The sequence below is a fragment of the Synechococcus sp. H55.10 genome, from assembly GCF_047502715.1.
Classification (GTDB): Bacteria; Cyanobacteriota; Cyanobacteriia; order Thermostichales; family Thermostichaceae; genus Thermostichus.
This window is the reverse complement of sequence record NZ_JANSJJ010000125.1, coordinates 63,127-88,050: the sequence shown is the minus strand read 5'-3', so window position 1 is coordinate 88,050 and position 24,924 is coordinate 63,127. Positions and strand designations below refer to the sequence as shown.

Below are 24,924 nucleotides of genomic sequence, written 5' to 3'. Positions count from 1 at the left end.
CTCAACAAAACTGAGCCGTGATCTACTACAGCAGGAACCCAAGCAGAGTGTTGGGATCCCTTAGGCCTCGCGGGTCTGGGCAAGGGTGCTGCCGATGATGCGGAAGTCTTCGTTTTCCAGTTGCTTGATCGTGGAACGGGTGATGATCTTGCCCTCCTCCACCAAAACGCGCCCTGTTCGGGGGTGCAGCAAGTCTTGTTCGGCCCGCCGACCGATGAGCACCTCGATATCCTTCAGCGAGTTCACGTACATCCCCGGCGGCAGCTCCACCACCACCCCATCGGCCACCACCCGTGCCTGACAGGCCAAGCGGGAATTGCTGCGGGCGCTGGTGATCGTCTCCAGGGTTTTGGCCTCGCGGGGGGTGATGGGGGTGAGGCTCTCCATGCCCTCCTTGACGTAGACATGACAGGTGGCGCAGAGGCCGCGGCCGTTACATTCCTTTGAGACATGGAGCTCCTCCGACAAAATGGCCGACAGCAGATTGCTGTAGGTATCCACCTCCGAGACACGGGATAGAGGATCTAGCCGGATTTGTTTCACCATAGGTGGGATCCCCAACTTCAAGGCAGACAAAAACTCTGCCGGCAGATACGCCCTGCCGCAAAAGCAATGCAAGCGAAAAATCAGTTCCTACTCGTATTCTGGATTTTGGCCAGGCTGAGAGAATCAAAATGTCATAATCTTTAACTACGAATAAATACGGAAATTTTCTCCATGTAGAAAGCTGGAAAGTAGAATCACATAAACTCGAAAAAACTGGGGGCCTTCTTGTAAACATTTATCGCAAGCTTCCCCAGTTCAACTTATCGACAAGATAAATCTTGAGTAGGGCTTTTGCTCGATTGGATTTTGGGTTGGCATTGACAATTTTCGGATCTGGTTAATGCCGACTGTAAAAGTGTATCGAGCAACCCTATCTTCATTGTTTCTTTAAGTTGACCTCTTGTCTAATCGGTTTTTGTTCGCTTTTTGTCGGTCGCGTTGCTTGGGAGCTATCGCTATGGAACTACGCCAGCGGGATCCGCAAACGTTGCAAAACCTGTTGCGGGCTGCCTACCAACAGCTTTTGGAACGCCAGCCCTACCAGCACGAGAAGGCGGGAGAGCTGGAAAAAATCGAGCAGGACTTTCTGCGGGGTCGGATTGGGATCAAGCGCTTGGTTCGCCAAATTGGGGGATCCCGGCTCTACCGGCAGCTCTTTTTCAGCACCGGCTGCAACACCCGCTGCGTGGAGCAGGGTTTTAAGCACTTTTTGGGGCGGGCCCCGGCCAGCAAGGAGGAGGTGGCCGCCTACCACGACATCTTGCTCCACCAGGGCTTTCAAGCCATGGTCAATGCCTTTATCGACTCGGAGGAGTACCGCCACACCTTCGGCAACGACCAACTGCCCCACCCGCGGCAGCGGCTGAGCGGCTGCCCGCCTCTGGCCTACCTGCTGACAGAGCAGATGCACCGGCGCCATGAGCTGGCGATGCAGGGATCCCCGCGGCTGCAGAGCTTGGCGGTGATGTAACTCAGGCGGCGGGAGCGGGGAGAAAGTCGAGGCTGTAGGCTTGGCGGGCATTCAGGCCAGCTTCGACAATTCCCAGGGCCACCATTTCCTGAAAATAGGTCTGCCAGCGCTGGTGGGTCATGGCACCGATCCCCAGGGTGGCCGCGTCGCCGGCAGTGAGGAGGCCGTAGTCTTTTAGGGCTTGGTGGGCGTAGGCCAGAAGGGCCTCGCTCATGTTGGGGTTGTCTTGGCGGATGAGGCGGTTGCCGGGGCGGGGATCCTCCAGGTAGCTCTGCCAGCCCTGGATAGAGGCGGCCACAAATTTTCGCACCTCCTCCGGGTGCTGTTCGGCAAAGGGGCGGGTGGTCTCCAGCGTGGTGGCATAAGGGGAATAGCCGTAGTCGGCCAGCAGGAAGACAACAGGATCAAAGCCGCCCTCCTGGCGCACGCGGAAGGGCTCGGAGGTGACATAGCCCTGCTGGGCAGAGGATTTGTCCAGCAGGAAGGGGGCGAGGCTGAGGTTGTAGGGGCGCTTTTGCTCGTCGCTGAAGCCGAACTTGGCCCGCAAGAAAGGCCAGTAGGTGAGGTTGGCTCCTGGAGAGACCCAGATGGGCTTGCCCCGCAAGTCTTCCAGGCGCTCGATGCCCACGCCCGGATGGACCAAAAGACACTGGGGATCCTTCTGGAAAAAGGCGGCCACGGTGAGCACGGGGATCCCTGATTGCAAGGCCGCCAGGGCGTCGGGGCTGCCGCCGAGGACAAAGTCCGCTGCTCCTCCAGCCAGCAGTTGCAACACGTTGACCGCCGTTCCCCCCATGCGGATTTCCACCTGCAGGCCGTAGTCGGCGTAGATACCCAGGGCCAGGGCCTGGTAGAAGCCGCCATGCTCCGCCTGAGCATACCAGTTGGTCACCAGGCGCAGGGGCCGGGATCTGGAGCGGCGGGATCCCGCTGCTGCTGTCACTAGAGCAGCTCCACTGGCTAGAAAGCGCCGTCGGGGCCAGAGCTCTGCGGTCACACTAGCCATGGGCAGGGATCCTCAGACTGCAACGCTTTCAGTATCTCGCAAGCAGGTGGTTTTTGCCTCAGCTTGGCCCAAATAGCCCCTAGCCGGATGTCGGTATCTCTCCTCTCCCATCCCTCACCCCCGGCCCCTCTCCCAGAGGGAGAGGGGAGTTAGAGCGGCGCGTTCGCGACAGCGTTGCGGAGCAATAACGACGTCAATGACGACGTAGAGAAACGCTTCGTTGCTATTTGAAATGACTACAGTTGCAAAGGGAGCGGGATCCCGCTTTTGCGGCAGGATCAACAGGTAGAGGGCAAGAGAAGGGGTGCGGCATGGGCAAGGTGTATCTGGTGGGGGCGGGGCTGGGTGGGCGGGACGGCCTGACGCAAGGGGCGCTGGAGATCTTGCGGCGGGCTGAGGCCGTTTGGGTGGATGAGCTGGTGGACGAGCGCTTGTTGGCGGAGTTGCCCCCCCAGGCGCAGGTGTGGCGACGTTCCGAAGCAGCGAGCTTGCAGGAGGGCATCCGCTGGCTCATCCAGCGCTGCCGGGAAGGGAAGCAGGTGGTTCACCTCAAGGCGGGGGATCCCTTGATCTTTGGCCGTGCCCGCGAGGAGGTGCAGGCCCTGCGGGAGGCGGGCTGCCCGTTTGAGATCTGGCCAGGTCTGTCGTCGGCTCTGGCCGGCCCTTTGTGGGCAGGGATCCCTCTGACCGATAAGCACTTGAGCCGCGCCTTTGCCGTGCTGACCGCCCATGAGCTGGAGCCCCTGCCCTGGGGCGCTCTGGCCCAGTTGGATACGTTGGTGATCTTGATGGGATCCCGGCAGCGGCAGCAGATTGCGGCCCAGTTGGTGGCAGCCGGGATCCCGCCGGAGCGTGCCGCCGCCGTGATCTGGGGGGCGGGGCAGGCGGAGCAGCAGGTTTGGGTGGGCACCCTGGCAGAGCTGCAACAGGGGGAAGGGTTGGAGCCAGAAAAGCTGCCTGGCCTGCTGGTGGTGGGCGAGGTGGTGCGGCTGCGGCAGGAGTTTTTGCCAGGGATCCCACCGTTACCGCCACCGGCTCCTTTGGCAGGCAAAACGGTGCTGGTCACCCGTTCCGAGGGGCAGTCGCCGGCTTGGCGCGAGCTGCTGCAGGCTCAGGGGGCGCGGGTGCTGGAAATGCCCGCCCTGGTCATCCAGCCGCCTACAAGCTGGGATCCCTTGGACGCAGCCATTGCCGACCTGGAGAAATTCGATTGGCTGCTGCTGACTTCGGCCAACGGCGTGCAGGCTTTTTTCGAGCGGTTGCAGCAGCAGGGGCGAGACAGCCGGGCGCTCCACCCTGTGCGGGTGGCAGTGGTGGGATCCAAAACGGCGGCGGTACTGGCCCAGTACGGCATCCGCCCAGATTTGCTGCCCTCTGAGTTTGTGGCCGAGGCCCTGCTGCCCATTTGGCCGGAGCCAGTGCAGGGGCAGCGCATCCTCTTTCCCCGCGTCGAATCCGGAGGACGGGAGGAGCTGGTGCAGGGGCTGCGGCAACGCGGAGCCGAGGTGGTGGAGGTGGCGGCCTACCAGTCGGCCTGTCCGGCAGCAGCGGATCCCCAAGTGCTCGAGGCCCTCAAAGAGCGCCAGGTGGATATCCTCACCTTTGCCAGCTCCAAAACCGTGCAGCATTTTGCCCATCTCCTGCGCCAGGCGGGGCTAGGCCCTGAAGTCTGGGATCCGCCGGTGCAGATTGCCGCCATCGGCCCCAAAACGGCAGCAACCTGCAAGCAGATCTTGGGGCGGGTGGATGTTGAGGCGCAGGAGTACACCCTGGAAGGGCTGTTGGGATCCCTCGTTCAGGCAGACGGTTAGCGCGGATAATGGGCAGGGATTGGCAAAGAAAAGGAACCCCCAAGACACCATGTGGCAGACGGCCAAGCTCTACGAAGACATCCTCTACGAAAAAACCGACGGCATCGCCAAGATCACCCTCAACCGGCCCCACAAACGCAATGCCTTCCGCCCCAAGACGGTTGCCGAGATGATCGACGCCTTTCTGGATGCGCGGGAGGATCCCAATATTGGAGTCGTGCTCTTGACGGGCGCCGGGCCGCATACGGATGGAAAATATGCCTTTTGTGCCGGCGGGGATCAGAGCGTGCGGGGAGAGGCCGGCTACCTGGACGAGGCCGGGATCCCACGCCTCAATGTGCTGGATCTGCAGCGCATCATCCGCTCCTTGCCCAAGGTGGTGATTGCCCTAGTGGCCGGCTACGCCATCGGTGGGGGCCATGTTTTGCATCTCATCTGCGATCTGACCATTGCCGCCGACAACGCCATCTTTGGCCAGACCGGGCCTCGGGTGGGCAGCTTCGACGGCGGCTTTGGGGCCAGCTACCTGGCACGGGTGGTGGGGCAAAAAAAAGCGCGCGAAATCTGGTTTCTCTGCCGCCAGTACACAGCCGCACAGGCGTTGGAGATGGGCCTGGTCAATGCAGTGGTGCCCGTGGAGGAACTAGAGGCAGAAGGGATCCGCTGGGCGCGGGAGATCCTCCAGCACAGCCCCCTGGCCATCCGCTGCCTCAAAGCAGCTTTCAACGCCGATTGCGACGGCCAGATGGGGCTGCAGGAGCTGGCCGGGGACGCGACGCTGCTGTACTACATGACCGAGGAAGCTGCCGAGGGCAAACGCGCCTTCTTGGAGAAGCGCCCTCCCAACTTTCGCCAGTTTCCCTGGCGGCCCTAGTTCTTTCCATGAATTCCACTTCCCCGCAGGGAAGCGACCGCCGAGATCCAGCAAAAGATTGACCAGGTCAGCGGAAAAATCAGGGTTTGAGGGTTGTCTCCGACCCTGTCGCTGAATTTTGGGTATAAAGCTTTACAGAGATCCCGGTGCTGCTGTTGAGATGGCCTGGGATGGGCTCCTGAGGGGTAGTCCAAGAGGGTCTTTCTAGGGATCCACGACATAGCTATCCTGGGAGAGGCGCTCGTTACTACAAGCCACAACAGCGGCTGGGATCCCTAAGTTCCTGAGGATTTGCTGGGCGGGCTCTCTCTGGCTATCTCTTGTCTGCGCCGATCCCCAATGCCGCAGTCACCACAGCATTCCGGTCGCTTGAAGTCGTCCCAATGGATGCAAGCCCGGCAGCCCTTCAGCATTTCCGGCCAGCGCTCTCGAATCAACAGTTGCCGCAGCTTGACTTCCCGTGACTCCTGAAAGGGGTGTTGGAATTGGTCCATAGCCATTGGGGTTTCCCAGCTCTCTTAATCTGGTATAAGAGCAGATTTGAGTTTGAGTTCGAGAAATATTGGCATAGCTTAAGGTTTGGAATGGGCCCATCCTTCTTACTGGTTCAGGATAGCTGAGATGAACCTATCTAATTTTGTCTGTCGCTTTGAGAAAAGATTTACCAAAAAATGTAAACAGGTTATATAAAACTTAGCTCATTTTTTCTCCGCTTAAAACAAAAGTGGGATCCAGCGGCAGCAACATTTGAGTCCGACCGCGGTGTTCCAGACGGTTCACCGCCGATTGAATGACCTCCACATGATGAGCCCGCACAGCAGCCAGACCGGCGGAGAGGCCGTAGAGCCCATCCAAAGAGTTGGTTGTCGCCACGATCCGTCCGTTGGGATTGAGATGGCTCCAGCAGGCTTCCAGGATCTCCCGTAGGGGATGGCCTCCCTCAATGCAGATGCGATCCGGTGCAGGAGAAAGGTGTTGCAAACAATCGGGGGCAGTACCTTGAATCACTTGCACGTTGGTGAGGCCAAATTTCTCACAATTGCTCTCGATCAAGCTGACCACCTCTGCGTCTCGCTCGATGGCGATCACGCGAGCCTTGGGGCACAGAACAGCCGCTTCAATGGCAATCGTGCCCGTTCCGGCGCCAATATCCCACAAGCAGTGGTTCTCTCCCAGGCGCAACTGGCTCAGCACCAACACGCGCACCTCGCGAGGGCTCATCGGGATCCCTGGAATGCGTTCAAAGGCAGAATCCGGGATCCCTGGGGTGCGGTAGGGCCAAGGGAAAGGGGTTGACATTGCAAGGCACCGCTGCTGTGCATCTATCCCTCAGCATAGAGCGAATGCTCGACAGACCATCGCCGGTCTGAAAACACCTTCTGGATCCGATCAAGTTCTGGCCATTTCCAAGAGCCATGAAACGGCTCGTTATGTCGATCTCCCCTCTCCCTCTGGGAGAGGGGCTGGGGGTGAGGGATGTAGCTCCCTTGGCTGGAGTAGATAACGCTGGAAAAAGCTGTTAAGGACATTTGCCTGAGCCGAAGTGTCCCAAACCATTCATCCAAAGGATGAGCCTTGCTCGCAGGTAGAGCCAAATCTCATCGTTTGCCCGCAACAGGAATATGACATAGAGGCTCAATACGACTAAGGCACACAAATTTCCCAAAAAAGTGTAGGTTTGGATAATTCGATCGGTACTCCAGCCAAACTCGTAGTTTAGGCGGTTCATATCCCCACTGGCATCTCCTTGCCCGCCAAACAGAGTTCCCCAAGGGATCTGGTTCAGGCCCAATTGGATAGTGTGCCACTGCCAAAAGCTTTTCCATAGGCTGCTGGCTGCAATTCCCAACACTATGAATCGCCAAAAATCCCATCGCCAACGATCCGGCAAGCGAAGATAAAAGCTGGCTATTAAAAAGGTGCTGAGATAAAACTCACCGCCAACGCCGCCAAAGGTAATCAGCAGCTCTTTGGTACGATTGGGCAGCAGCCAAGTCATATAAAACTGCAACAAGGCCAGAAAAATAGCCAACGCCTGCAGCCATCGGATCCGTTCCTTGCGGGCTGACCGGAACAGCAAAGCCAGCAAAAAAAGGATCCCAAAGTATACAAAGGGATCCTCTTTTGAGCTGATACTGGTCCAGCCAAAGGGTAAGGGCAAAGCTGGATGTCCGCTCCACCAGGCAATGGTGGCATGGCCAAACTCGTGAATCCAGATGTGTAAAGGCAAATGCAACACCTGCAACAAGCCAACGTTGTTTACCAGCAGGGCCACTGCAAATGCAACCGGATAAGCCCAGATATTGACCGCCCAGCTATCGAAAGAAAAGCGATCCCAACGCTGCTGGGATCCCAACTTGAGGCTGCGCTGCCAGAGCAATTGGGAGCCGCGGTAAGCACAAATTTCCACTTGCTTCAGCCGCGGGATCCGCAGTTGCTGCACCATCAAAAACAGTTGGGCAACGAGCAGAGATGGCTGTTGGGGCAGGGATCCGGTGAGGTGGATGTGCAGGGTTTCATCGGCAAAGTTCACCCGTCCGGGCCAGCGTCGCCGCAGCAGCTCCAGCCGCACAACCCGCACAATCGATTGGCTGTCCCCAGCTCGCGCTAGGGTGAGGGGATCCGGTGGGCTGGGCATCCCAGGATACCTCCAAAAATCAAAAATAAGGAGCGAACCCATCATCCCCCAACCCCGCCAGCAAGAGCGAAATTGCGCTCCCTCTCAGGCCGCTCCCGGGGGAGGTTGGTATAGTTGAGGGCAGCAGGTGTGCGGAGTGGATGGAGGGTCATGCCCGAATTGGACAAGCCAGGGTCAAGGCAGATATGGGGGGCGATGCTGCTGTTGAGCTTAACCGGAGCAGGCGTGTTTCTCCCTCAACCTGTCCGGGCTCAGGCAACCACGGCTCCAGGTCTATCTCACATCGACCGTTGGTACTACGATCCGCAGCAGGGACGGCTGGAAGTCAACACCCAGGGCGAGGTGCGGCCTTTCCTGTTTGTGCTCCAGAATCCGCCGCGGGTTGTTCTGGATTTTCCCAACACCCGCTATGGACGGGATCCCCAAACCCAGACTTTCCCAGGCCGTGTTGCCTCCCTGCAGATCAGCCAGCTCACAGAGACCATCACCCGCTTTGTGCTGTATCTGCAGCCGGATCAGCCTCTCAGACTCAACCAACTGCAACTGCTCACCGCCGGCCCCTCCCGCTGGGCTGTTCAATTCCTCCAGGCCGGCCAACCCTCGCCTGCCGCCCCGCTGTTTCCCCCTGGCCCCCGCGATCCTGCGCCCCCTCCCCGCAGCCCCGCTCCCTCCCGTGCCGACCATCAGATCTTGGGGGTATCCCCGCAGGCGGAGGGTTTTTTCATCCGCACCCAGGGCAGCCCCGCCACCACGGTGCGGCGCATCCTCGATCCGGATCGGGTGGTGGTGGATTTTCTCAACACCACCCTCAGCCCCGCCCTCACCCAACGAGCCTACATCGTCAACCGTCTGGGGGTTTTGCGGCTGCGCATCGGGCAGTTTGAGCCCACGATTGCTCGGGTGGTGTTGGATGTGGATCCTTCGAGTGGCGATTGGGAAGCCCGCTACGACCCGCAGCAGGGCGGGATCTGGATCCAGCCCGCCGGTGGCGCTGACCAGGCCAGCCTTTTGCCTGAGGTCAGCCAGGGCGATCCCCAAGGGCCGCTGGCTACCTTGCGCTCGGTGGAGCTGCAGGGCAATCAGCTCATCATCAGCGCCGATGGGTTCCTGTTTTACCGGGCCGGCTGGGATCCGGAAAGCGGCGGCTACCGCATCAACGTGGCGCCGGCTCGCCTGCCCCAGTCTTTGCCAGATCCCGGCTTGCCGGTTGGGGGGCCGGTGGAGCGGATCCGCTTTGTGCAAGAAGATGCCCGCACGGTCAGCATTCTGGTGCAACCTGCCGAAGAGTTCAATGTGTTTGAGCCCCACCCCGGCCAGGGATCCCGCCGCATTACCTTGGAGCTGCGGCCTCTCAACGCCCCGCCGCCAACACCTCAGCGGCAACCGTCTGCCCAAGCTTCCCCTCCTCCACCCCAGGGCCGGACGGTCATCGCCGTCGATCCGGGACACGGCGGACGGGATCCCGGCGCCATCGGAGTGGATGGGATCCAGGAGAAGGACATCGTCCTCTCCGTTTCCCTCCAGGTACGACAACTGCTGCAAGAGCGGGGCTATGGAGTGGTGATGACTCGCACCGACGACCGGGAAGTGCTGCTGCAGCCGCGGGTGGATATGGCCGTTCAGGCCAACGCTACCCTATTGGTGAGCATCCATGCCAACGCCCTGGATCGCTCCGGCATCCACGGCATCGAGACCTACTACCTGCGGCCCGATAGCGCCGAGCTGGCCACCATCCTGCACCGCAGCTTGGTGAGGGCCACCGGCGCTGCCGACCGGGGGGTGCGACGGGCCCGCTTTTTCATGGTGCGGGAAACGCCCGTGGGTATGCCTTCCGTGCTGCTGGAGTTGGGCTATGTAACCAACCCAACCGAAGGGCGAAAATTGGCTACTGCCGAATACCAGGCTATTTTGGCGCGGGCCATTGCCGAGGGCATTGAGGCCTTTCTGCGCAGCCGCTAAGGTCCTGCAGCCGATCCCAGGGAGAGGGCCAGAAAGCGATGCCGACAGCCTCAGAGGCAGGGTAGGATACAGCAGCTTAGCCAAGGTGTTGAGGAGAACGGAGCATGCGTTGGGATCCGGATCCCGGTTGGCCAATTGGGGTGTTTGACAGTGGCTTGGGCGGGCTGACGGTTTGGCGAGCCTTGCGCCGCCGCCTCCCCCAGGAACGGCTCCTCTACTTTGCCGATACGGCGCGGCTGCCCTATGGGGAACGCTCCCCAGAGGAGATCTTGACCTTTGTGCGGCAAATTCTGACGTGGATGCAGGCGCAGCCGGTGAAGCTGGTGGTGATGGCCTGCAATACCAGCTCAGCTTTGGCCCTAGAACACGTGCGGCAGGAGTTCGCCTTGCCCATTCTGGGGCTGATCCTGCCGGGCGCCCAGGCGGCCTTGTCTCAGGGATCCCGCATTGGGGTGATCGCCACGGCGGCCACCGTTAAAAGCCGCGCCTACTCCAGGGCCATTCAGGAGTACAGCGCCCTGGATCGCAGGCGTTTTCCCCAACCTGTCCAGTGCTGGGAGCAGGCCTGCCCGGAGTTCGTCCCCCTCATCGAAGCCGGCCAGTTGGACGGCCCCGCCCTGCGGCAAGCGGCCGAACGCTACCTGCAGCCCCTGTTGCAACAGGGGATCGATACCCTCGTCTACGGCTGCACCCACTACCCGCTGCTGGATCCCCTCTTGAAATCCCTGCTGCCCCCAGCCGTCAAACGGGTGGATCCCGGCGTGGCGCTGGTGCGATCCCTGGCCCGCGAACTGAGCTTATGGGGCTTGCGCTGCCCCTCGGCCGCCGCCCAGGAGGAACCCTACCGTTTCTGCGTGAGCGGGGATCCAGAGCGATTTGCCCGCTTGGCCACTCCTTGGCTGGGCTTTCGGCCCCAGGTGGAACGGGTGGAATGGCCGGCCTTGGATGTCAACAGCTCCCGCCGCCCCTGAACAGGCGCTCCTTCTCTTCAGGACTGGGAGCACCAGGCTCTTTGTTCTCAACGGGTCATCACCTGCAGGGGGAAGCGCTCCGCCAACTCCCCTTCTACCTTGGGCAGCCATTCCTCTTGAAACACCCACACCTGGCCTTGCTGCACGCGGCCATCGGGGTTTTGCGTCAGCTCCAGCCAATAGACGAATTGGTTTCCCCGCAGCACCACGCCTTGAATGGCCAAGGCCAGGGTATAGCCGGGAGTATTCGCCAGGGCCTCTGGGGACGGGTAGCGGATCACCTCCACCGCCCGATCCAAATCGGCGGCAATCTCTGGCCCATAGACCTCGCGAATTGCCTGAAAGAGATCTTCCGCCGTCAGCCCTTGTGGGCGAAAGAAGGTCATGCGCTCCGAGCGAATCGTCTCCCGATCCAGCGGGTTGATGATCCGTCCTGGCGGAGCCACCGAGGCCAAAAAGGTAAACCGGGATCCATCCGGCTCCACGCGGTTGATGTTCAGGGTTTCGCCCGGACGGGGCCGCAGCACGGGATTCTCCCTCACCCAGGCGGCCACCTGATCCGGAGATTGCCCAGGGATCCCCCAAGCGGCCAAGCGAAGACCCGCTGCCGCCCAGCAGGCTATGGCCAAACCAATCGCCTTAGCGGGTCGGAGTCCTCTCCCTTGAGACAAGGGCAGTTGTTTACCCCCACAGGATAGAGCCTTCCCTCGGTTGGCGCCCAAGACCGGCCGCGGATTGCAATGCACCTTCTCATTCCTCCGGACAACCAATGCAGAAACGATATGAACACATGGTCAGGCAGGGGCAGAGCCTTCCTCGATGGGAAAAGTCTTGCCCTCCCGGCCCTTTCCTACTGTATCTGGAGAGGTTGGTGGGCCTGTTGCGTCTGAGCGCGAGCCTCACGGCCAATGGTTGCAAAGATCCCTCGGCAAGATACGCAGATCGCCGGCGGCTTATCCGCCAAAACGTAAAAAGTATCTTAAGATCAACGGTAAGCAAACCTTATACGCATTAGGTCAGCACCTCAGGAGGTAACCGATGGCTCTCGTTGCAATGCGGACGCTGCTGGATCATGCCGCCGAACACGGCTACGGCATTCCGGCTTTCAACGTCAACAACATGGAGCAGATCCAAGCGATCATGCAAGCTGCCCATGAAACCAACAGTCCGGTCATCCTGCAAGCCTCTCGAGGGGCACGCAAGTATGCGGGCGAGCACTTTTTGCGCCACCTGATCCTGGCGGCGGTGGAGACCTACCCCCACATTCCCGTCGCCATGCACCAAGACCACGGCAACAGCCCCGCCACCTGCTACTCTGCCATCCGCAACGGCTTCACCAGCGTCATGATGGATGGCTCCCTCAAAGAAGATGCCAAAACGCCGGCCAGCTACGAGTACAACGTGGCCGTTACCTCCGAAGTGGTGAAAGTGGCCCACGCAATTGGGGTGAGCGTGGAAGGGGAACTGGGCTGCCTGGGATCCCTGGAGACAGGCCGTGGCGAAGCAGAAGATGGTCACGGTGCTGAAGGGGCCCTCAGCCACGACCAACTGCTCACCGACCCCGACCAAGCGGTGGACTTTGTGGAGCGAACTCAGGTGGATGCGCTGGCTGTAGCCATTGGCACCAGCCACGGCGCCTATAAGTTCTCCCGCAAGCCCACCGGCGACATTCTCGACATGGAGCGCATCGCCGAGATCCACCGCCGCCTGCCTAACACCCACCTGGTGATGCACGGTTCCTCCTCGGTGCCCAAGGAGTTGATCGACATCATCAACCAGTACGGCGGCTCCATCCCCGAGACCTACGGCGTGCCGCTGGAAGAAATTCAGCGGGGCATCCAAAACGGGGTGCGCAAAGTCAACATCGACACCGACAACCGCCTGGCCATCACGGCTGCCGTGCGCCGCGCCCTGGCCGAAAATCCGAAAGACTTTGATCCCCGCTCTTTCCTCAAGCCTTCTATTAAGGAAATGCAAAAAGTGTGCGCTGAGCGCTACATCGCCTTCGGCTGTGCCGGCCATGGCACCAAGGTTCCGGTGGTTACCTTGGATGAGATGGCAGCCAAGTATGCTTCTGGCGCTTTGGCAGCTCAGGTGAAGAAGACCGTCGCGGTCTAGCCCTCACACCCGGCCGCTGCAGCCCAGAACTCCTCGGCGTTTGCTGAGGAGACTCTAGCTCAATCGACAGGTAAGGGGATCCGCAGAGGATCCCCTGTTGCTTTGGAGGAACTTGATGCGTTTTGGCGGTCAGGCAGCTTTTGCTACAAAACTTTTTTCCACTTCGATTTGCCGATTTAGCAACGCCAAAGTCAGGCGATCCAGCATTTCCAGGTCGGCCTCAGAGTAGCGCCGCTGAAAGAGCAGCTCGTTGATGAGGTTTTCTTGATGCCAACTGAGAAGGCCGCTGCGGAAAACTTGCTCCACGACTTCTGCGATACTAGGGGCCGGAGCAACAGGGAGAAAATCGAGAGAGGTATTCATGGTCGTTTCCGTTTGAGAGAGTTGCTTCGAGAGTCCCGGTTACTTGCGCCGAGGAACGAGATAGCGCTGCTCAATCTGCTCCAGCGAGAGGCGGGAAACTCCGGCCCGCGGCTCGTCCTCAGAAGAGGCCTCACCCTGCCACTTGAGGGATACTCCCAGCAGTGCTCCCAAAGAAAAGCTCTCGCTCAACAGGGCCGCTATGCGGTAAGTACGGTAGTCTAGCGTTAGATCGACACCAGCTTGCATCTGCGTTTCCTCCGTATTTCCAACGTTCACGTTCCCATTATAGCCTGGATATCCGTAAAAAAACGTAAAACACCGAGGATCTACGTACGCGATTTATAGGATTTTTCTACGCCATTTGGCGGATAGCGGCGGGGATCCTACGGATCTGGGGGGGCAGGTTCAGGGATCCCAGCTCAGCAGAGCCGCGATTGCGGCGGCCAGAGTGGCGGCGTTGAAGGGCTTGCTGCTGAGGCCATTGGCTCCCAGACGAGCCAAAGAGGCACCCTGGCATCCCTGATCCTCGGAGTTTCCTGGATAACAGGGATCCCCTACGTTGCCCCCAGAGGGCGAAACCTAGTCGGTGTTTTCGTTGCTCACAAAACCTGGGTTGTCCGGGGATCCACTGGGTTCGGGCGATTCCAGCGCGTGTTTGAGGGCATGCCAGGCCAGGTTGGCGCACTTGATGCGCACCGGAAATTGGGCAACTCCCTTCATGGCGTTCAAGGCCCGCTGCTCCCGCGGAAACTCAGCGCCGCCGCGCATCATGGCTTGGAAGTGATCCACCAACTGCAACGCTTCGGGGATGGTGCGCCCCCGCACGGCGTCAGCCATGAGATCGGCAGAGGCCAGGGCAATAGCGCAGCCTTCGCCCTCGAACTTGACATCGACAATTCGCTCTTGATCCGGATCCAGTTGCAAGGTGAGGTCGATGGTGTCGCCACAGGAAGGGTTGTGGCCGCGTTGGTGGCGATGAACCGGATCCACTTTGCCGAAGTTGCGGGGCTTTTTGTACCGCTCCAGAATGACTTGCTGATAGAGTCCGCGCAGGTTATCGAGAGGCATTGTTGTTCCCGCTTGGTCGCTGCTTGGGCCGGAGAGCGTCAAGAGCTTTTGAGGGTTGAAGGGCGATAGGGTCGAGATCGAGAAGCCGAGGAAGCTAGCCCATTCCGGCCAATCTGTAACTTAATCTTAACCCCGTTCTCTGTAGAGATTTAGTAGAAAAACGCCTGCCAGCGCACGGGCTTGCGTTGGCGCATGTAGAGCCAATCGAACAGGTTTTTCAGCAGCGTGGCCAGGTAGCCGCGCCAGACCCACCTGCCCTTCTCGGCGACGGCAACCCGGTTTCCCATCGTAACGCAGACAAACACAGTGGCCTGGGGTCGGTAGGGAAGCAGGGGTTGGCCGCGGATGAGCCGCAGCAGGTTTTGTGCTGCAATCGGCCCCTGGCGCACCGCGTACACGCCGATCTTGGGCAAGAGCCGGGATCCCCAGACAAAGTCGGCGCAGTCCCCTAAGGCCAAGATGCGCTCTGCCCCCTGCACCCGCAGGCACTCATCCACCAGCAGGGATCCCGTCGGCCCCAGCGGCAGGCCGCAGCTTCTCAGCCAGGCGGGCGCCTGCAACCCACCCGCCCATAGGCGGGTCTGGGCCACCAGCTCGCTGCCATCCTCTAGCCAAACTTGCTGTGGCCCGAAGGCTTTTACCCGGCGCTCCGCCCAGATCTCTACCCCCAAGCGGCGGATCTCCCTTTCCACCTCCTGGCGGAAGCGTTCTGAGAAGCCCTCGACCAGATGGGCCTGGCCATGGATCAGGAGCAGGCGGGCCCGCGCCAAAGGGATCCCCGTTGCTGCGCTCATCTCGCGGCAGAGGTCGTACAGCTCTCCTATCAGCTCTGTGCCGGTGCAACCTCCCCCCACCACCACAAAGGTCAGCAGGCCCGGCGTCGGATCTCCCTGGGCCGCCCGCTGCCAGCACTGCCGGATCCGGGTTTGGGCGGCCACCAGTTGCTCCGCCGGTCGAATGGCGAAGGCATGTTGCATCCCGTCGATGGGACGCAGCTCCCGCCCCACATTCACCAACAGGTAATCGTAGGCAAGGGTTTGGATCCCGCCTGCGCCTTCCAGGGTCAGGGTTTGCGCCTGCGGCTGCATGTGGGTTACTCGTCCCGGCAGAAACTGGGCACCATTGGCTTGAACGTGCTCCAGCAGCGGGATCCGCACCAGATCCAGGGAAAACCGACCGCTCAGCAGCCGCGTGGACATGCCCGAGTTGACGATGTAGGGGTGGGGATTGATGGCGATCACCCGCGCTTGCCCTTTGAGGGCCCGCAAGGCGTCGATGGCCCCATAGCCACATCCGGCCAAGACCACTGTGGGCAGGGCTCCCTTCATGGCTGGAGCGGCAACCTCTCGCAGGCGGGCGCGCACCTTGTCGGGCGGCAACCGGGATCCCTCAGCGTCGATCAGCTCCCATCTTTACACGGGCAGTAGGTCGGTATGCACCTCTTCCATCTGCTTGGAGAGAAGCCGCTGCAGGCTCCCTCTGGCTTCGGGGAAGTTGGGAGAAATTTCCAAAGCCGAGCGAAAGTGATCGATGGCCTGCCCCAGCTTGCCTTGGCGGGCCAAGACGGATCCCAGGCGGTAGTGGGCCATGCCGTAGCTGCCGTTGCTGCGCATCGCCCGTTGATAGCTGGCCAACGCTGAGCTCAGATCCCCCTTGATACGAGCCACTTCTCCCAGGCCAAAGTGGGCTTCGGGCAAATCTGGGTCTTCTCTTAACGCTTGTTCAAACTGTTGCACAGCCTCTTGCACCTGCTGGGGCCAGACAAACTTGCGCCCGGAGGCGTCGCGGTGTTTTTGACCCAAATAGGACAAGCCGATGGCAGCAACCGCCTCAGGCAAGTTGGGCACCAGCCCCAGGGCTCGCTGGTAGCTCTTGATGGCTTCGTTGTGCTGCTCCTGGGCCGCTAAGACCAAGCCTAGCCCGTAGTAGGCGCGGCCCTGCTGGAGCTTGGAGGAGCTGCCGGAGAGGAGCACCTGGCTGAACTCTTGGCCAGCCTGGGCCAGACGCCCCGCATGAACCATGGCCAAGCCCAGATCCACCCGCACAGCAGCGGCTAATTCGGGATCCAGATCGAGATTGAGGGCGGTTTGAAAAGCTGCTATTGCCGCTTTCAACTGGCCCTTGCGCATCAGCGCTTGCCCCATCAGGTGGTGGGCCAGGCCCAGGCGATCGTTCAATTCCAAAGCAGACCAACAGGAATCGATCGCCTCGTCCCATTGCCCCAACTTGAGGCGAATTTGAGCAATACGGAGGTGGGCCTGGCTGAAGTGGGGATCCAACTCAAGGGCCTTTTGTTGCTGGGCCAAGGCTTCTGCCCAGTTGCCTTTCTCGGCCCAGGCTTGGCCGAGCAGGCTATGGATCTCAACTTGAGCAGATCCCTGGGTGAGGGACAGGGCCTCCTGAAACCGCTCCACTGCCTCAGGAACTTGATTGGCCTGTAAAAAGGACAAACCTTCTGCCAAAGGATCAGAGGATCCCTCTCGCTTAAAGGTGTTGACAGCACGCCGGCCTTTCCACCCCAGCCAGCCCCCCCCTGCAGCCAGGAGCAACAGAGGGATCCCTACTCCCAGCGATCTGGCCCGGGCAGGGACGTCGGGCTGCCGGAAAGAATGCACCACCAACCCGGCCCCCAGCAGGAGAGACAAAGCCAGGGCTCCCCCCAGGAAGGGTCGTAGGGTAGGTTGGTGCAACTGCTGGCCAAGCGCCTGAACGTTGACCGGAAGGCTGATGGGAGAACTGGGGCGAGCAGGGGCAGTCGTGGGCGGAGAGGTCGGGATCCCAGCTTGGGCCTGTGCAGAGGCATGAGCAGCAGGAGACTGACTTGGGTCAGGCTCTGAGCGTCGCTCTTTCTGGGTTTTGGGAACCGGCGCCTCTAGAGTTTTAACTTTGCGAAAATCAGAGCTGCCATCGGGATCCACAACAGGTTTTTGGGCATCCAGCACCTTGATCTCGGAAATCTTGGCGTCCGGCAATACAATCTGCGTGGCGTCGGCACCGCTTTTCCCAGAAGACAAATAGAAGACTTTTTTCCACTGCGGCTGTGTTTCTCCCTGCAGCCGACCGTACACCACCAGTTGGCTGACTCCCTGCACCGGCGCGCCTTCCAATTGGTCGGCAACCCGCTGCAACACCATAGAGCGGCTGAACAGTCCCTGCTGTGGGAGCTCCACCATCAGGTAAAGGACATCTTGTTTCAGCGCCGAACGGCTTGGCAGGGGAGCAAGGGCCTTCTGCAAAGTCTTGATCAGGGTTGCCGCGCTGCGAGCAGCAGATGAGTCATCCATAAGCATAAGGCTAGAAAGAGGGAGAAAAAAAGTCTTGCAACAACCCCAAAAGGGATCCACTTCTTTTGGCAAAGATGGGCGCCCTGCAGCCAGAAGCCAAAGTATTTGACCTCATCTTGCTGCCTCATCGTCATTATGTTCAGCCTGCCGTCATCCGTCAATATACTGAAAGAGTCTGTTACAAATGGGCCCGCCGGCCAATTTTGGGGCGGAAGAGGTGGGCGTGGTCAGGGCTGTAGAGCCGCGAGCGGGCCGAGCCGGCTCCTGCCAAGCCCCGTAGGGCGGGACTGATGAGGTAGAGCACGGTGCGTTCCAGGCTGGCTTGCCGGGTGAGGGCCGCCATCTCCGCCAGGGATCCCAGCCAGATCCGCTCGTCCGGCCAGCCCAGACGGTAGCAAATGGCCACAGGGGTATCGGCAGGATAGTGGGTCATTAGATCCGCCTGGGCTTGTTCCACATGGCGGGCGCTCAGGTAGAGACACAGAGAGGCGCGGTGAGCCGCCAGGCTGGCCAGGGCTTCCGCTGCCGGCACACGCGTCCGGCCACTGGCGCGGGTGAGGATAATCGTCTGCACCAGCTCCGGCACCGTTAGCTCCACCTGCAGACGGGCGGCTGCCAGTTGAAAGGCGCTCACCCCCGGCACGATCTCAAAGGGGATCCCGGCCTCCGCCAGCCGAATCAGCAACTCGTGCAGAGCACCGTAAAGAGACGGATCCCCATCCTGCAGCCGCACCACCCGCAGCCCTGCCTTGACCCGCTCCACCATCTGGGGCAGCAGCGTTTCCAAGGTGAAAGCGCGTGTATCGATGGCCTCCACCCCAGGGCGACAATGGGTCAGCAGCCCCTCCGGCACCAAAGAGCCTGTGTAGAATACTACATCTGCTTCCGCGAGCGCTCTCTGGCCCCGCAGGGTAATCAGCTCGGGATCCCCGGGGCCGGCGCCGACAATGTGCACAGGCCAGTAGGACGAAGTCTCCTCGCTCATCTGCTCTCCTCTCGCCCCAGCAGCCTGCATCCTAACAGCAGCCGATCCCCCAAAACTCCCCTCTCCTTTTGGGAGAGGGGTTGGGGGTGAGGGCGACAGAGAGTAAGGGATTAGGCTAACGCGCCAGCTCGAGGCGCTGCTGTAGAATTTGCTCGGCCAGCACCAGATCCCAGGGGGTGGTTAACTTCAGGTTAGACTCCTCACCTTCCACGATATAGACCGACCAACCCAGCTTCTCGAACAGGGCTGCGTCATCGGTTACCTGCCACCCCTGGGCCAGCGCCTCCCGATGGGCTTGCCACAAGAGCGACAGGCGAAACCCCTGCGGTGTCTGAGCTGCCCACAGCCGGCTGCGCTCCGGTGTCGATTGGATTTGGATCCCCTTGGGGCCGGTCTCGGTGACTTTGATCGTATCCTTGACAGGGATCGCCGCAATCAAGCCGTCCACCTGCTCCAGAGCGGCGCTGCAGCGATCGAACAATTCAGGGGTGGCCAAGCAGCGAGCTCCATCGTGAATCAGCACCCGCTCCACCGTTCCCAGCCCATAGAGATACTCCACCCCCCTGTAAACTGACTCCTGCCGCGTCACCCCTCCTTGCAGAAGCTGCACCGGCGTGGACAGCTCGATGGACGCCAGGATCCGCTCCATGGCTGGCCAGTCGCCGGGTTGGGAGAGAATGCCAATCCACTCGATGGAATGCGCCCGATCTGCCGCCCGCAACGTCCAAGCCAAGATGGGCTGGCCCAAAAGCGGCAACAACAGCTTGTTGACCGCCGCCCCCATTCGCTTGCCACTGCCAGCCGCCGGGATCAACAGGTGCATGGGATCCAAAAGTGCATCCAACCGCATCCCAGTTTACAGCCAGGGAGGGCCAGGCTTGGCCCTCCTCATCGTTGACAGTGGCGATTGGTGCCGCTGGATCCCCCTCAGAGCCGGGGTGCCGCCTCAAGGTTGGTCCAACTCGGCAGAAGCAATCACAAAATCCGGGTAGGCCACGTTACCATGCTCGCCCACATCCAAGCCGGCCAGCTCCTCTTCGGCACTGGTGCGCAGGCCAACGGTTGCCTTGAGGATCAAAAACAGGATCAAGCAGGTGAGGAAAGGCCAGAAGAAATAGGCTAGAGCGCCCACAACTTGTACCCCAAATTGCGCCCAGGTCACCCCTGAATCGGCGTGGGCAAACCAAGGGATCCCGGCTGCCAACACCCCCCAAATACCGCAGGTGCCGTGTACCGAAACGGCGCCCACCGGGTCGTCAATCTTCAGCACCGTATCCAGAATCACCGCCGAGATGACCACCAGGATCCCGGCCACCGAACCGATGATCAAAGCTCCCAGAGGGTGGACAGTGTTGCAAGGAGCGGTGATCCCTACCAAGCCGCCCAGCACCCCGTTGGCGGCAAAGGTCATATCCGGCTTGCCAAAATGCGCCCAGCAGGTGATCATCGCCCCAATGGCCCCTGCCGAAGCTGCCAGCAGCGTGTTCATGGCAATCCAGCCGATATCGGGGCTGGCGGCTGTGGTCGAGCCGGCGTTGAACCCAATCCAACCCAAGGTGAGGATAAACACTCCCAGCATCCCCAGGGGCAGGTTGTGGCCGGGAATCGCCCGCGGCTCGCCGTTGGGGCCGTACTTGCCGATGCGAGGGCCAAGCACCATGGCCCCGGCCAAGGCGGAAGCGCCCCCCACCAAATGCACTACGCCCGAACCGGCAAAGTCGATGAAGCCCAGATTTTCCAGCCAGCCGCTAGTGCCACCGTTGTAGTCGCCGAAGAGACCATTCCAGGCCCAGCCCCCCGAGATGGGGTAGATCAGCCCAGAGATGACGACAGAGTAGATGAGGTAGGCCACGAACTTGGTGCGCTCCGCCATGGCCCCGGAAACAATGGTGGCAGCGGTGGCGGCAAACACCATCTGGAAGACAAAGAAGGTGAAGGGCCAATCCCCTGCTTCGTGGGCTTGCTGCCAACTGAAAGCAAACCAGCTCCTGCCAAAGAAGCCAGTATTTTCTCCAAACATCAGGCCAAACCCGATGAACCAAAAGGCGCAACAGCCCATGCAAAAGTCCATCAGGTTTTTCATCATGATGTTGGCGGCATTTTTGGCGCGGGTAAAGCCCGTCTCCACCATGGCGAACCCCGCCTGCATGAAGAACACCAAGGCTGCCCCCACCAGCGTCCAGACAATGTCAGCATGTTCCTGTACGACTTCCGCGTCCTGGGCGAAGGCACTCCCCTGGCCCAATAGGAAAACCAGCGAAATCGTCAGAGCAGCAGTTAGACTCCACTTGGCCAGTCGCCCAAGCCGCTGAGGTAGCGGGTTCTTATGCTTTTGGATCATCGTTGTAGACATGCTTTTCGACTTACCTAAAGTGACGGTACTTTTCACAACGCACTAGTAGATAGGGCAAAGATCCCTCATTTGCCCACTGCAAGCCAGCCTGGGACCCGGATCGAGCTACCCAGGCTCCAAGACCTTCCCTGCTTTACAGGGCGTCTTGGTTGAGTTCGCCGGTACGGATGCGAATGGTTTTCTCGACAGGGCTGATGAAAATCTTGCCGTCCCCGATTTCGCCGGTGCGAGCCGCCGCGATCAGCTTCTCCACAACCGTGTCCACCAGGTCGTCTTCGACCACGATCTCCACCTTCAGCTTTTGCAGGAACTCTACCGTGTACTCGGATCCCCGATAGCGCTCGGTTTGTCCTTTTTGCCGACCAAAACCCCGCACTTCGCTCACTGTCATGCCGACGATGCCGGCATTGACCAGGGCAATTTTCACCTCATCCAGCTTGAAGGGCCGAATTATAGCCTCGATCTTTTTCATTGGCCTCCCATATCCCCAACAATCCCGCTAATTTCTAACACTACTAAAACCTGCAAATTGTAAATCTAGATACATTTTCGTTCCTCTACTGAGAATGCTTACCACTCTAGATTTGCTCTCGTCAAGACCAGAAGGCCAAGCCCGGGCCACTCTAAGAAGTCCGCGCCGGCATCTCACGAGCTGGGTCTTTCAGCGGCCGTTGAGGATCGAGGAGAACCCAGACTGGCTGTGACGAGGGCCACCGCCAGCCACCACAGCATTTGTACCTGGGGACGGTACCAGATGGTATCCACTAGGCCGTGGGCCATCATGCCGGTGCAAGCCGCTAAGCCTGCTGCCACCCACAGGCCCTCGGGATCCCGGGAGCTGAGCAAAGTGTTCCAGCCTCTCCAGCCGTGATCCCAGAGCACCAGCAAAAACCAGGCAAAAGCCAGGGATCCGATGAAGCCTGTCTCCACGGCGAGTTGCAGCGGCACCGAGTAGGCCCCAAGGGCGCTGAAGTTGCCCCGCTGGTAGAGGGGATAGACGCGGTTGAAGGCGACATTGCCGGGGCCGATCCCCAAGATGGGAAAGTCGCGGATCATGTCCAGCGCGGCGGCCCAGACGTTGAGGCGAAAATTGTTGCTGGTGTCCAGCCGTCCCCAAAAGAGGCTCTGAGCCCGCAGCCGCAGGGGGCGTACTGTTACGATCGCAAGCAACAACGTGGCTGCCCCCCCTCCCAACAGAGCCGGCAGCGTCCAACGTCGCCAACGGGCTGGCAAGTGGGGGGTTTGCCATTGCGCCAGCAGCACCGCCATCATTCCCAGCGCTGCTAGGCCGCCAATCCAGGCGCCGCGGCTGTAGGTCAGCACCAGGCAGATGAAGTTGACGGCAGTTGTAAACCCAACCAAGAGCTTGATCCCCCAGCCCGGCCAGATGCAAATGGCAGCCAGCCCCAGAGGGAGGAGCGGAACCAGGTAGCCCCCATACAAATTGGGGTTGCGCAGAAAGCTGTACACCCGCGTCAGGCCTGCCAAGCCCGATTCCGGATCCACCCAGGTGGCTAGCTCGGCAGCCCCGTAAAAGTATTGCCGCAGGCCATAGACCCCCATCCCCAAGCTGACCAAGAGCAGGGATCCGACGATCCAATCCCGGAACTGCAGTTGGCGAAGCAGACGCTGCAGCAGCAGATAGCCGGCCAGGTAGAGCGTCAACTTCAGCCAGCCGTCCCGCGCTGCATAGGGAACCGGCGACAGGATTGTGGCCAGGGTGGCTATGCCCCAAAACAGGCCTAGGGGCAGATGGACGGGCAGCCAATTCGGGGTTTCCACCAGCCAGCCCAAGACCACAAGCGCCGCCATAGCCAGCAAAATCAGACCTAGGATGCCGGTGGAGCTTTGGGCCGAAAAAAACCAGTAGAGCAGCACCAGGCCCAAACCGATCCAATCCAAGGTTTGGACGAGCCGGCTGCTTTTGCCCCACTGCCGCAGGGATCCCGACACTCGGCTCAAAAGGCTGCCCTGCCACCAGGACTCGATAGAGAAATCCCGCAGCAGCAGGCCGCGCCATGCTTGCGTTGCTCGTTGCATGACTCCTTCCAACACCCTAGGCTTCAGCTCATCTTCCGAGTTTATATCCCCAGCGGACAGGAGCAAGGGCGGGAAGGCAAGAGGGATCCCCTTTCTAGAAGGCTAATCTTTTCTTCCTGGGCTTGGCTTCAGGACTGGTTGTTTTAGAGGCAGCCCAAGACGAAACAACTTTGGGGGGAATTATCCCCCCATTAAACTGCCCACCCGTCTCTTTTTGGCCGAGAGGTATCCAGAGATTTTGATAGCTTTGTCGAGACCAAGCTCGAAACATCACTTAGGCAACCGAGGCCAACGGGCGAAACTGAGATCCCTTAACTTCTTGGGAATCGAAAGGAGAAATCACCGATCCCGATTTGTCTGCATTCAAGGTTTGAGGATCGCAATAATGAATCTGAACACGGGTAGGACGGCCTAAACCCAAAGCAGACCCCAGGCAGCGAGCCAGAACCTGTACCTTGAACTCCAGTTCGCCAATGGTGTCCATCGTTCGCGACCCCCTCCCGATGCCTATCCCTAAGCTCAATCTAGGAGAAGATTGATGATCTTTCTTCAGTGGGAACACAGAATTTGCCAAGCTAGGGCCAAATCAAAGATCATGCAAAGCTGGCACCTTTTTTCAGAGAGAGGGAAGAGGCTTGAACCTGGCCCGGTTTTTTCTGGGGGATCCCGGACAAAGGGCGGGAGCATGCGCGTTGATTTACGTAAAATAACGCCTAGAGAAACCACGGAAAAGGGCTGGAGACCAGTTGCAGTGGCGGCTCTGCGGAGGCTGAGCAACTTGCTGGGATCTGCAGCCGCCTCAATCAAACAGGTTGGCCAGGGATCCAGCCAGAGCGTTGATGAGGGGGCTAGGGTATTATGCCCGTCTACCTTTACTGGGGAGATGACACCTATCGGCTGATGCAGGCGGTGCAGCAGTTGCGGGATCAAGTGCTGGATCCCGATTGGGCTGCTTTTAATTACGATCGCCTGCCACCGGAATCGACGCTTGTCGGCCTCAGCCAGGCCATGACGCCGCCCCTGGGATCCAACGCCCGCCTGGTTTGGCTGGAGGAGACGACACTCACCCAACATTGCCCGGAAGAGCTGTGGGAAGCAGTGGAGCGCACCCTGGCCCAGTTGCCCCCCACGACACATTTGCTGTTAACCAGCAGCAGCAAGCCGGACGGACGCCTCAAATCCACCAAAATCCTCAAGAAAGTGGCCATCGTCCGCGAGTTTCCCCAACTGCCTCCCTGGGATGAAGAGGGCATTCTTAGACAGGTATACAGCGAAGCCCGGCAACGGCATCTCAAGCTCAGCCCGGCGGCAGCCCAGAAGTTGGCCGAGGCGGTGGGCAACGACTCCCGCCGCTTGGCGATGGAATTGGAAAAGCTGGCTCTGTTTACAGCCGCTCAAGAGGATCCCATCTCCCCTGAGCAAATCGAGGCCTTGGTTCCCGCCAGCGCCTACAACAGCTTTCAACTGGCGGCCGCCCTGCGCCAGGGCAACTTGGATCAGGCCCTGCCCATCCTGGCCCATCTGCTGGATCACAACGAGCCGGCCCTGAAGATCCTGGCAGTGTTGGTGGGCCAATTCCGCACCTGGCTGTGGGTACGGCTGCTGCTGGAGGAGGGAGAACGGGATCCCAAAGTCATCGCCCAAAAAGCAGAGATCGCCAACCCCAACCGAGTTTACTTTTTACAGAAAGAGGTGGGATCCCTGGAAAGCGCAGCTCTGCTGAAGGCAATGCAGCAACTTTTGCAACTGGAATACCAGCTCAAGCAAGGTCAGCCAGAGCGAGAGGTGTTTCAAGAAGCCCTAATCCAGATCGCGACCATTCTCCGCAAATCCTGCTGATCTTCCCCGTTTCTGTTACTCGGACTTCAGAGACAGTTCTGACAACAGCCCGAAGACTTAATCGGCTTAGGTTACAGCCTTTTCCAGCTTATAGCCATT

General features: G+C 60.0%; 24 protein-coding genes. 7 read left to right on the top strand and 17 right to left on the bottom strand.

Translation table 11 applies throughout. From position 1 onward, the window contains the following. Positions 1–60: 60 nt before the first annotated feature. Positions 61–546, bottom strand: coding sequence for a 2Fe-2S iron-sulfur cluster-binding protein (locus NW858_RS08790; RefSeq protein ID WP_414332440.1), 486 nt, complete (start codon positions 544–546; stop codon positions 61–63). 457 nt (positions 547–1,003) lie between these two features. Between NW858_RS08790 and NW858_RS08785 the strand changes: the two genes are divergently transcribed. After that, a complete protein-coding gene (locus NW858_RS08785; protein ID WP_414520304.1) occupies positions 1,004–1,516 on the top strand; it encodes a phycobilisome rod-core linker polypeptide in 513 nt (170 codons plus the stop codon). Position 1,517: 1 nt separating this feature from the next. On the opposite strand, the gene NW858_RS08780 is transcribed toward NW858_RS08785, so the two are convergent. Then, positions 1,518–2,522, bottom strand: coding sequence for an ABC transporter substrate-binding protein (locus tag NW858_RS08780; protein WP_414520303.1), 1,005 nt, complete (start codon positions 2,520–2,522; stop codon positions 1,518–1,520). 311 nt (positions 2,523–2,833) lie between these two features. Here NW858_RS08780 and cobA point away from each other — a divergent pair, with 311 nt between their 5' ends. Further along, a complete protein-coding gene (gene cobA / locus NW858_RS08775; RefSeq protein ID WP_414520302.1) occupies positions 2,834–4,333 on the top strand; it encodes a uroporphyrinogen-III C-methyltransferase in 1,500 nt (499 codons plus the stop codon). 49 nt (positions 4,334–4,382) lie between these two features. After that, the gene (gene menB, locus NW858_RS08770; protein WP_414378485.1) at positions 4,383–5,207 is read left to right on the top strand and encodes a 1,4-dihydroxy-2-naphthoyl-CoA synthase; all 825 of its coding nucleotides are present in this window, start codon (positions 4,383–4,385) and stop codon (positions 5,205–5,207) included. Between the two features lie 275 nt (positions 5,208–5,482). On the opposite strand, the gene NW858_RS08765 is transcribed toward menB, so the two are convergent. The 3 genes from NW858_RS08765 to NW858_RS08755 all read right to left on the bottom strand — a co-directional run bounded on the left by NW858_RS08765 (position 5,483) and on the right by NW858_RS08755 (position 7,845). Further along, positions 5,483–5,701 carry a hypothetical protein gene (locus NW858_RS08765; protein WP_414337870.1) on the bottom strand — a complete coding sequence of 73 codons (219 nt, stop codon included), beginning with the start codon at positions 5,699–5,701 and terminating at the stop codon, positions 5,483–5,485. 199 nt (positions 5,702–5,900) lie between these two features. Then, entirely contained in the window at positions 5,901–6,506 is a 606-nt protein-coding gene (cbiT, locus tag NW858_RS08760; protein ID WP_414332428.1) for a precorrin-6Y C5,15-methyltransferase subunit CbiT, read from the bottom strand. Positions 6,507–6,726: 220 nt separating this feature from the next. Continuing rightward, positions 6,727–7,845 (bottom strand): hypothetical protein, encoded by a 1,119-nt coding sequence (locus tag NW858_RS08755; RefSeq protein WP_414332426.1) that lies wholly within the window; start codon positions 7,843–7,845, stop codon positions 6,727–6,729. Positions 7,846–7,995: 150 nt separating this feature from the next. On the opposite strand from NW858_RS08755, the gene NW858_RS08750 reads away from it, so the two are divergent. Both NW858_RS08750 and murI read left to right on the top strand, forming a co-directional pair. Beyond that, positions 7,996–9,804: an N-acetylmuramoyl-L-alanine amidase gene (locus NW858_RS08750; protein ID WP_414520301.1), complete on the top strand. Its 1,809-nt coding sequence runs from the start codon at positions 7,996–7,998 to the stop codon at positions 9,802–9,804. Between the two features lie 104 nt (positions 9,805–9,908). Next, a complete protein-coding gene (murI, locus tag NW858_RS08745; protein WP_414520300.1) occupies positions 9,909–10,775 on the top strand; it encodes a glutamate racemase in 867 nt (288 codons plus the stop codon). A 47-nt stretch (positions 10,776–10,822) separates the two neighbouring features. On the opposite strand, the gene NW858_RS08740 is transcribed toward murI, so the two are convergent. Beyond that, entirely contained in the window at positions 10,823–11,404 is a 582-nt protein-coding gene (locus NW858_RS08740) for a hypothetical protein (RefSeq protein WP_414332420.1), read from the bottom strand. A gap of 409 nt (positions 11,405–11,813) precedes the next feature. On the opposite strand from NW858_RS08740, the gene fba reads away from it, so the two are divergent. Beyond that, positions 11,814–12,893 (top strand): class II fructose-bisphosphate aldolase, encoded by a 1,080-nt coding sequence (fba, locus tag NW858_RS08735; protein ID WP_414332418.1) that lies wholly within the window; start codon positions 11,814–11,816, stop codon positions 12,891–12,893. Between the two features lie 129 nt (positions 12,894–13,022). Here the strand turns inward: fba and NW858_RS08730 are convergent, their stop codons facing one another. From NW858_RS08730 to NW858_RS08680, 11 genes are all read right to left on the bottom strand, one after another. Next, positions 13,023–13,256, bottom strand: coding sequence for a hypothetical protein (locus NW858_RS08730; protein WP_414520299.1), 234 nt, complete (start codon positions 13,254–13,256; stop codon positions 13,023–13,025). A 39-nt stretch (positions 13,257–13,295) separates the two neighbouring features. Further along, complete coding sequence (locus NW858_RS08725) at positions 13,296–13,502, bottom strand: hypothetical protein (protein ID WP_414520298.1); 207 nt, start codon at positions 13,500–13,502, stop codon at positions 13,296–13,298. Positions 13,503–13,608: 106 nt separating this feature from the next. Continuing rightward, entirely contained in the window at positions 13,609–13,773 is a 165-nt protein-coding gene (locus NW858_RS08720) for a hypothetical protein (RefSeq protein WP_414520297.1), read from the bottom strand. A 62-nt stretch (positions 13,774–13,835) separates the two neighbouring features. Beyond that, entirely contained in the window at positions 13,836–14,324 is a 489-nt protein-coding gene (sufU, locus tag NW858_RS08715; protein WP_414337875.1) for a Fe-S cluster assembly sulfur transfer protein SufU, read from the bottom strand. 149 nt (positions 14,325–14,473) lie between these two features. After that, complete coding sequence (locus tag NW858_RS08710) at positions 14,474–15,703, bottom strand: NAD(P)/FAD-dependent oxidoreductase (RefSeq protein ID WP_414520296.1); 1,230 nt, start codon at positions 15,701–15,703, stop codon at positions 14,474–14,476. A gap of 33 nt (positions 15,704–15,736) precedes the next feature. After that, positions 15,737–17,608 (bottom strand): tetratricopeptide repeat protein, encoded by a 1,872-nt coding sequence (locus tag NW858_RS08705; RefSeq protein WP_414520295.1) that lies wholly within the window; start codon positions 17,606–17,608, stop codon positions 15,737–15,739. A 178-nt stretch (positions 17,609–17,786) separates the two neighbouring features. Beyond that, a complete protein-coding gene (gene cobM / locus NW858_RS08700) occupies positions 17,787–18,593 on the bottom strand; it encodes a precorrin-4 C(11)-methyltransferase (protein WP_414520294.1) in 807 nt (268 codons plus the stop codon). A 115-nt stretch (positions 18,594–18,708) separates the two neighbouring features. Then, complete coding sequence (gene ispD / locus NW858_RS08695) at positions 18,709–19,416, bottom strand: 2-C-methyl-D-erythritol 4-phosphate cytidylyltransferase (RefSeq protein WP_414520317.1); 708 nt, start codon at positions 19,414–19,416, stop codon at positions 18,709–18,711. Positions 19,417–19,539: 123 nt separating this feature from the next. Then, on the bottom strand, positions 19,540–20,946 hold the full coding sequence (locus NW858_RS08690; RefSeq protein ID WP_414509367.1) for an ammonium transporter: 1,407 nt from the start codon (positions 20,944–20,946) through the stop codon (positions 19,540–19,542). Positions 20,947–21,079: 133 nt separating this feature from the next. Continuing rightward, positions 21,080–21,418 (bottom strand): P-II family nitrogen regulator, encoded by a 339-nt coding sequence (locus NW858_RS08685; RefSeq protein ID WP_414366262.1) that lies wholly within the window; start codon positions 21,416–21,418, stop codon positions 21,080–21,082. 173 nt (positions 21,419–21,591) lie between these two features. Further along, positions 21,592–22,986 carry an IctB family putative bicarbonate transporter gene (locus NW858_RS08680; protein ID WP_414520293.1) on the bottom strand — a complete coding sequence of 465 codons (1,395 nt, stop codon included), beginning with the start codon at positions 22,984–22,986 and terminating at the stop codon, positions 21,592–21,594. Between the two features lie 858 nt (positions 22,987–23,844). Between NW858_RS08680 and holA the strand changes: the two genes are divergently transcribed. Further along, a complete protein-coding gene (gene holA, locus NW858_RS08675) occupies positions 23,845–24,825 on the top strand; it encodes a DNA polymerase III subunit delta (RefSeq protein WP_414332399.1) in 981 nt (326 codons plus the stop codon). Positions 24,826–24,924 lie beyond the last annotated feature (99 nt).

Excerpts from the sequence above, each read along its gene's own strand:
- cobA (WP_414520302.1), top strand. The coding sequence starts at position 2,834 with ATGGGCAAGGTGTATCTGGTGGGGGCGGGGCTGGGTGGGCGGGACGGC.
- NW858_RS08680 (WP_414520293.1), bottom strand. The coding sequence starts at position 22,986 with ATGCAACGAGCAACGCAAGCATGGCGCGGCCTGCTGCTGCGGGATTTC.
- menB (WP_414378485.1), top strand. The coding sequence starts at position 4,383 with ATGTGGCAGACGGCCAAGCTCTACGAAGACATCCTCTACGAAAAAACC.
- NW858_RS08765 (WP_414337870.1), bottom strand. The coding sequence starts at position 5,701 with ATGGACCAATTCCAACACCCCTTTCAGGAGTCACGGGAAGTCAAGCTG.
- NW858_RS08750 (WP_414520301.1), top strand. The coding sequence starts at position 7,996 with ATGCCCGAATTGGACAAGCCAGGGTCAAGGCAGATATGGGGGGCGATG.
- NW858_RS08755 (WP_414332426.1), bottom strand. The coding sequence starts at position 7,845 with ATGCCCAGCCCACCGGATCCCCTCACCCTAGCGCGAGCTGGGGACAGC.
- NW858_RS08785 (WP_414520304.1), top strand. The coding sequence starts at position 1,004 with ATGGAACTACGCCAGCGGGATCCGCAAACGTTGCAAAACCTGTTGCGG.
- cbiT (WP_414332428.1), bottom strand. The coding sequence starts at position 6,506 with ATGTCAACCCCTTTCCCTTGGCCCTACCGCACCCCAGGGATCCCGGAT.
- NW858_RS08690 (WP_414509367.1), bottom strand. The coding sequence starts at position 20,946 with ATGTCTACAACGATGATCCAAAAGCATAAGAACCCGCTACCTCAGCGG.
- sufU (WP_414337875.1), bottom strand. The coding sequence starts at position 14,324 with ATGCCTCTCGATAACCTGCGCGGACTCTATCAGCAAGTCATTCTGGAG.
- NW858_RS08725 (WP_414520298.1), bottom strand. The coding sequence starts at position 13,502 with ATGCAAGCTGGTGTCGATCTAACGCTAGACTACCGTACTTACCGCATA.
- NW858_RS08780 (WP_414520303.1), bottom strand. The coding sequence starts at position 2,522 with ATGGCTAGTGTGACCGCAGAGCTCTGGCCCCGACGGCGCTTTCTAGCC.
- fba (WP_414332418.1), top strand. The coding sequence starts at position 11,814 with ATGGCTCTCGTTGCAATGCGGACGCTGCTGGATCATGCCGCCGAACAC.
- ispD (WP_414520317.1), bottom strand. The coding sequence starts at position 19,416 with ATGCACCTGTTGATCCCGGCGGCTGGCAGTGGCAAGCGAATGGGGGCG.
- holA (WP_414332399.1), top strand. The coding sequence starts at position 23,845 with ATGCCCGTCTACCTTTACTGGGGAGATGACACCTATCGGCTGATGCAG.
- NW858_RS08720 (WP_414520297.1), bottom strand. The coding sequence starts at position 13,773 with ATGCCAGGGTGCCTCTTTGGCTCGTCTGGGAGCCAATGGCCTCAGCAG.
- NW858_RS08705 (WP_414520295.1), bottom strand. The coding sequence starts at position 17,608 with ATGGATGACTCATCTGCTGCTCGCAGCGCGGCAACCCTGATCAAGACT.
- NW858_RS08730 (WP_414520299.1), bottom strand. The coding sequence starts at position 13,256 with ATGAATACCTCTCTCGATTTTCTCCCTGTTGCTCCGGCCCCTAGTATC.
- NW858_RS08790 (WP_414332440.1), bottom strand. The coding sequence starts at position 546 with ATGGTGAAACAAATCCGGCTAGATCCTCTATCCCGTGTCTCGGAGGTG.
- cobM (WP_414520294.1), bottom strand. The coding sequence starts at position 18,593 with ATGAGCGAGGAGACTTCGTCCTACTGGCCTGTGCACATTGTCGGCGCC.
- murI (WP_414520300.1), top strand. The coding sequence starts at position 9,909 with ATGCGTTGGGATCCGGATCCCGGTTGGCCAATTGGGGTGTTTGACAGT.
- NW858_RS08685 (WP_414366262.1), bottom strand. The coding sequence starts at position 21,418 with ATGAAAAAGATCGAGGCTATAATTCGGCCCTTCAAGCTGGATGAGGTG.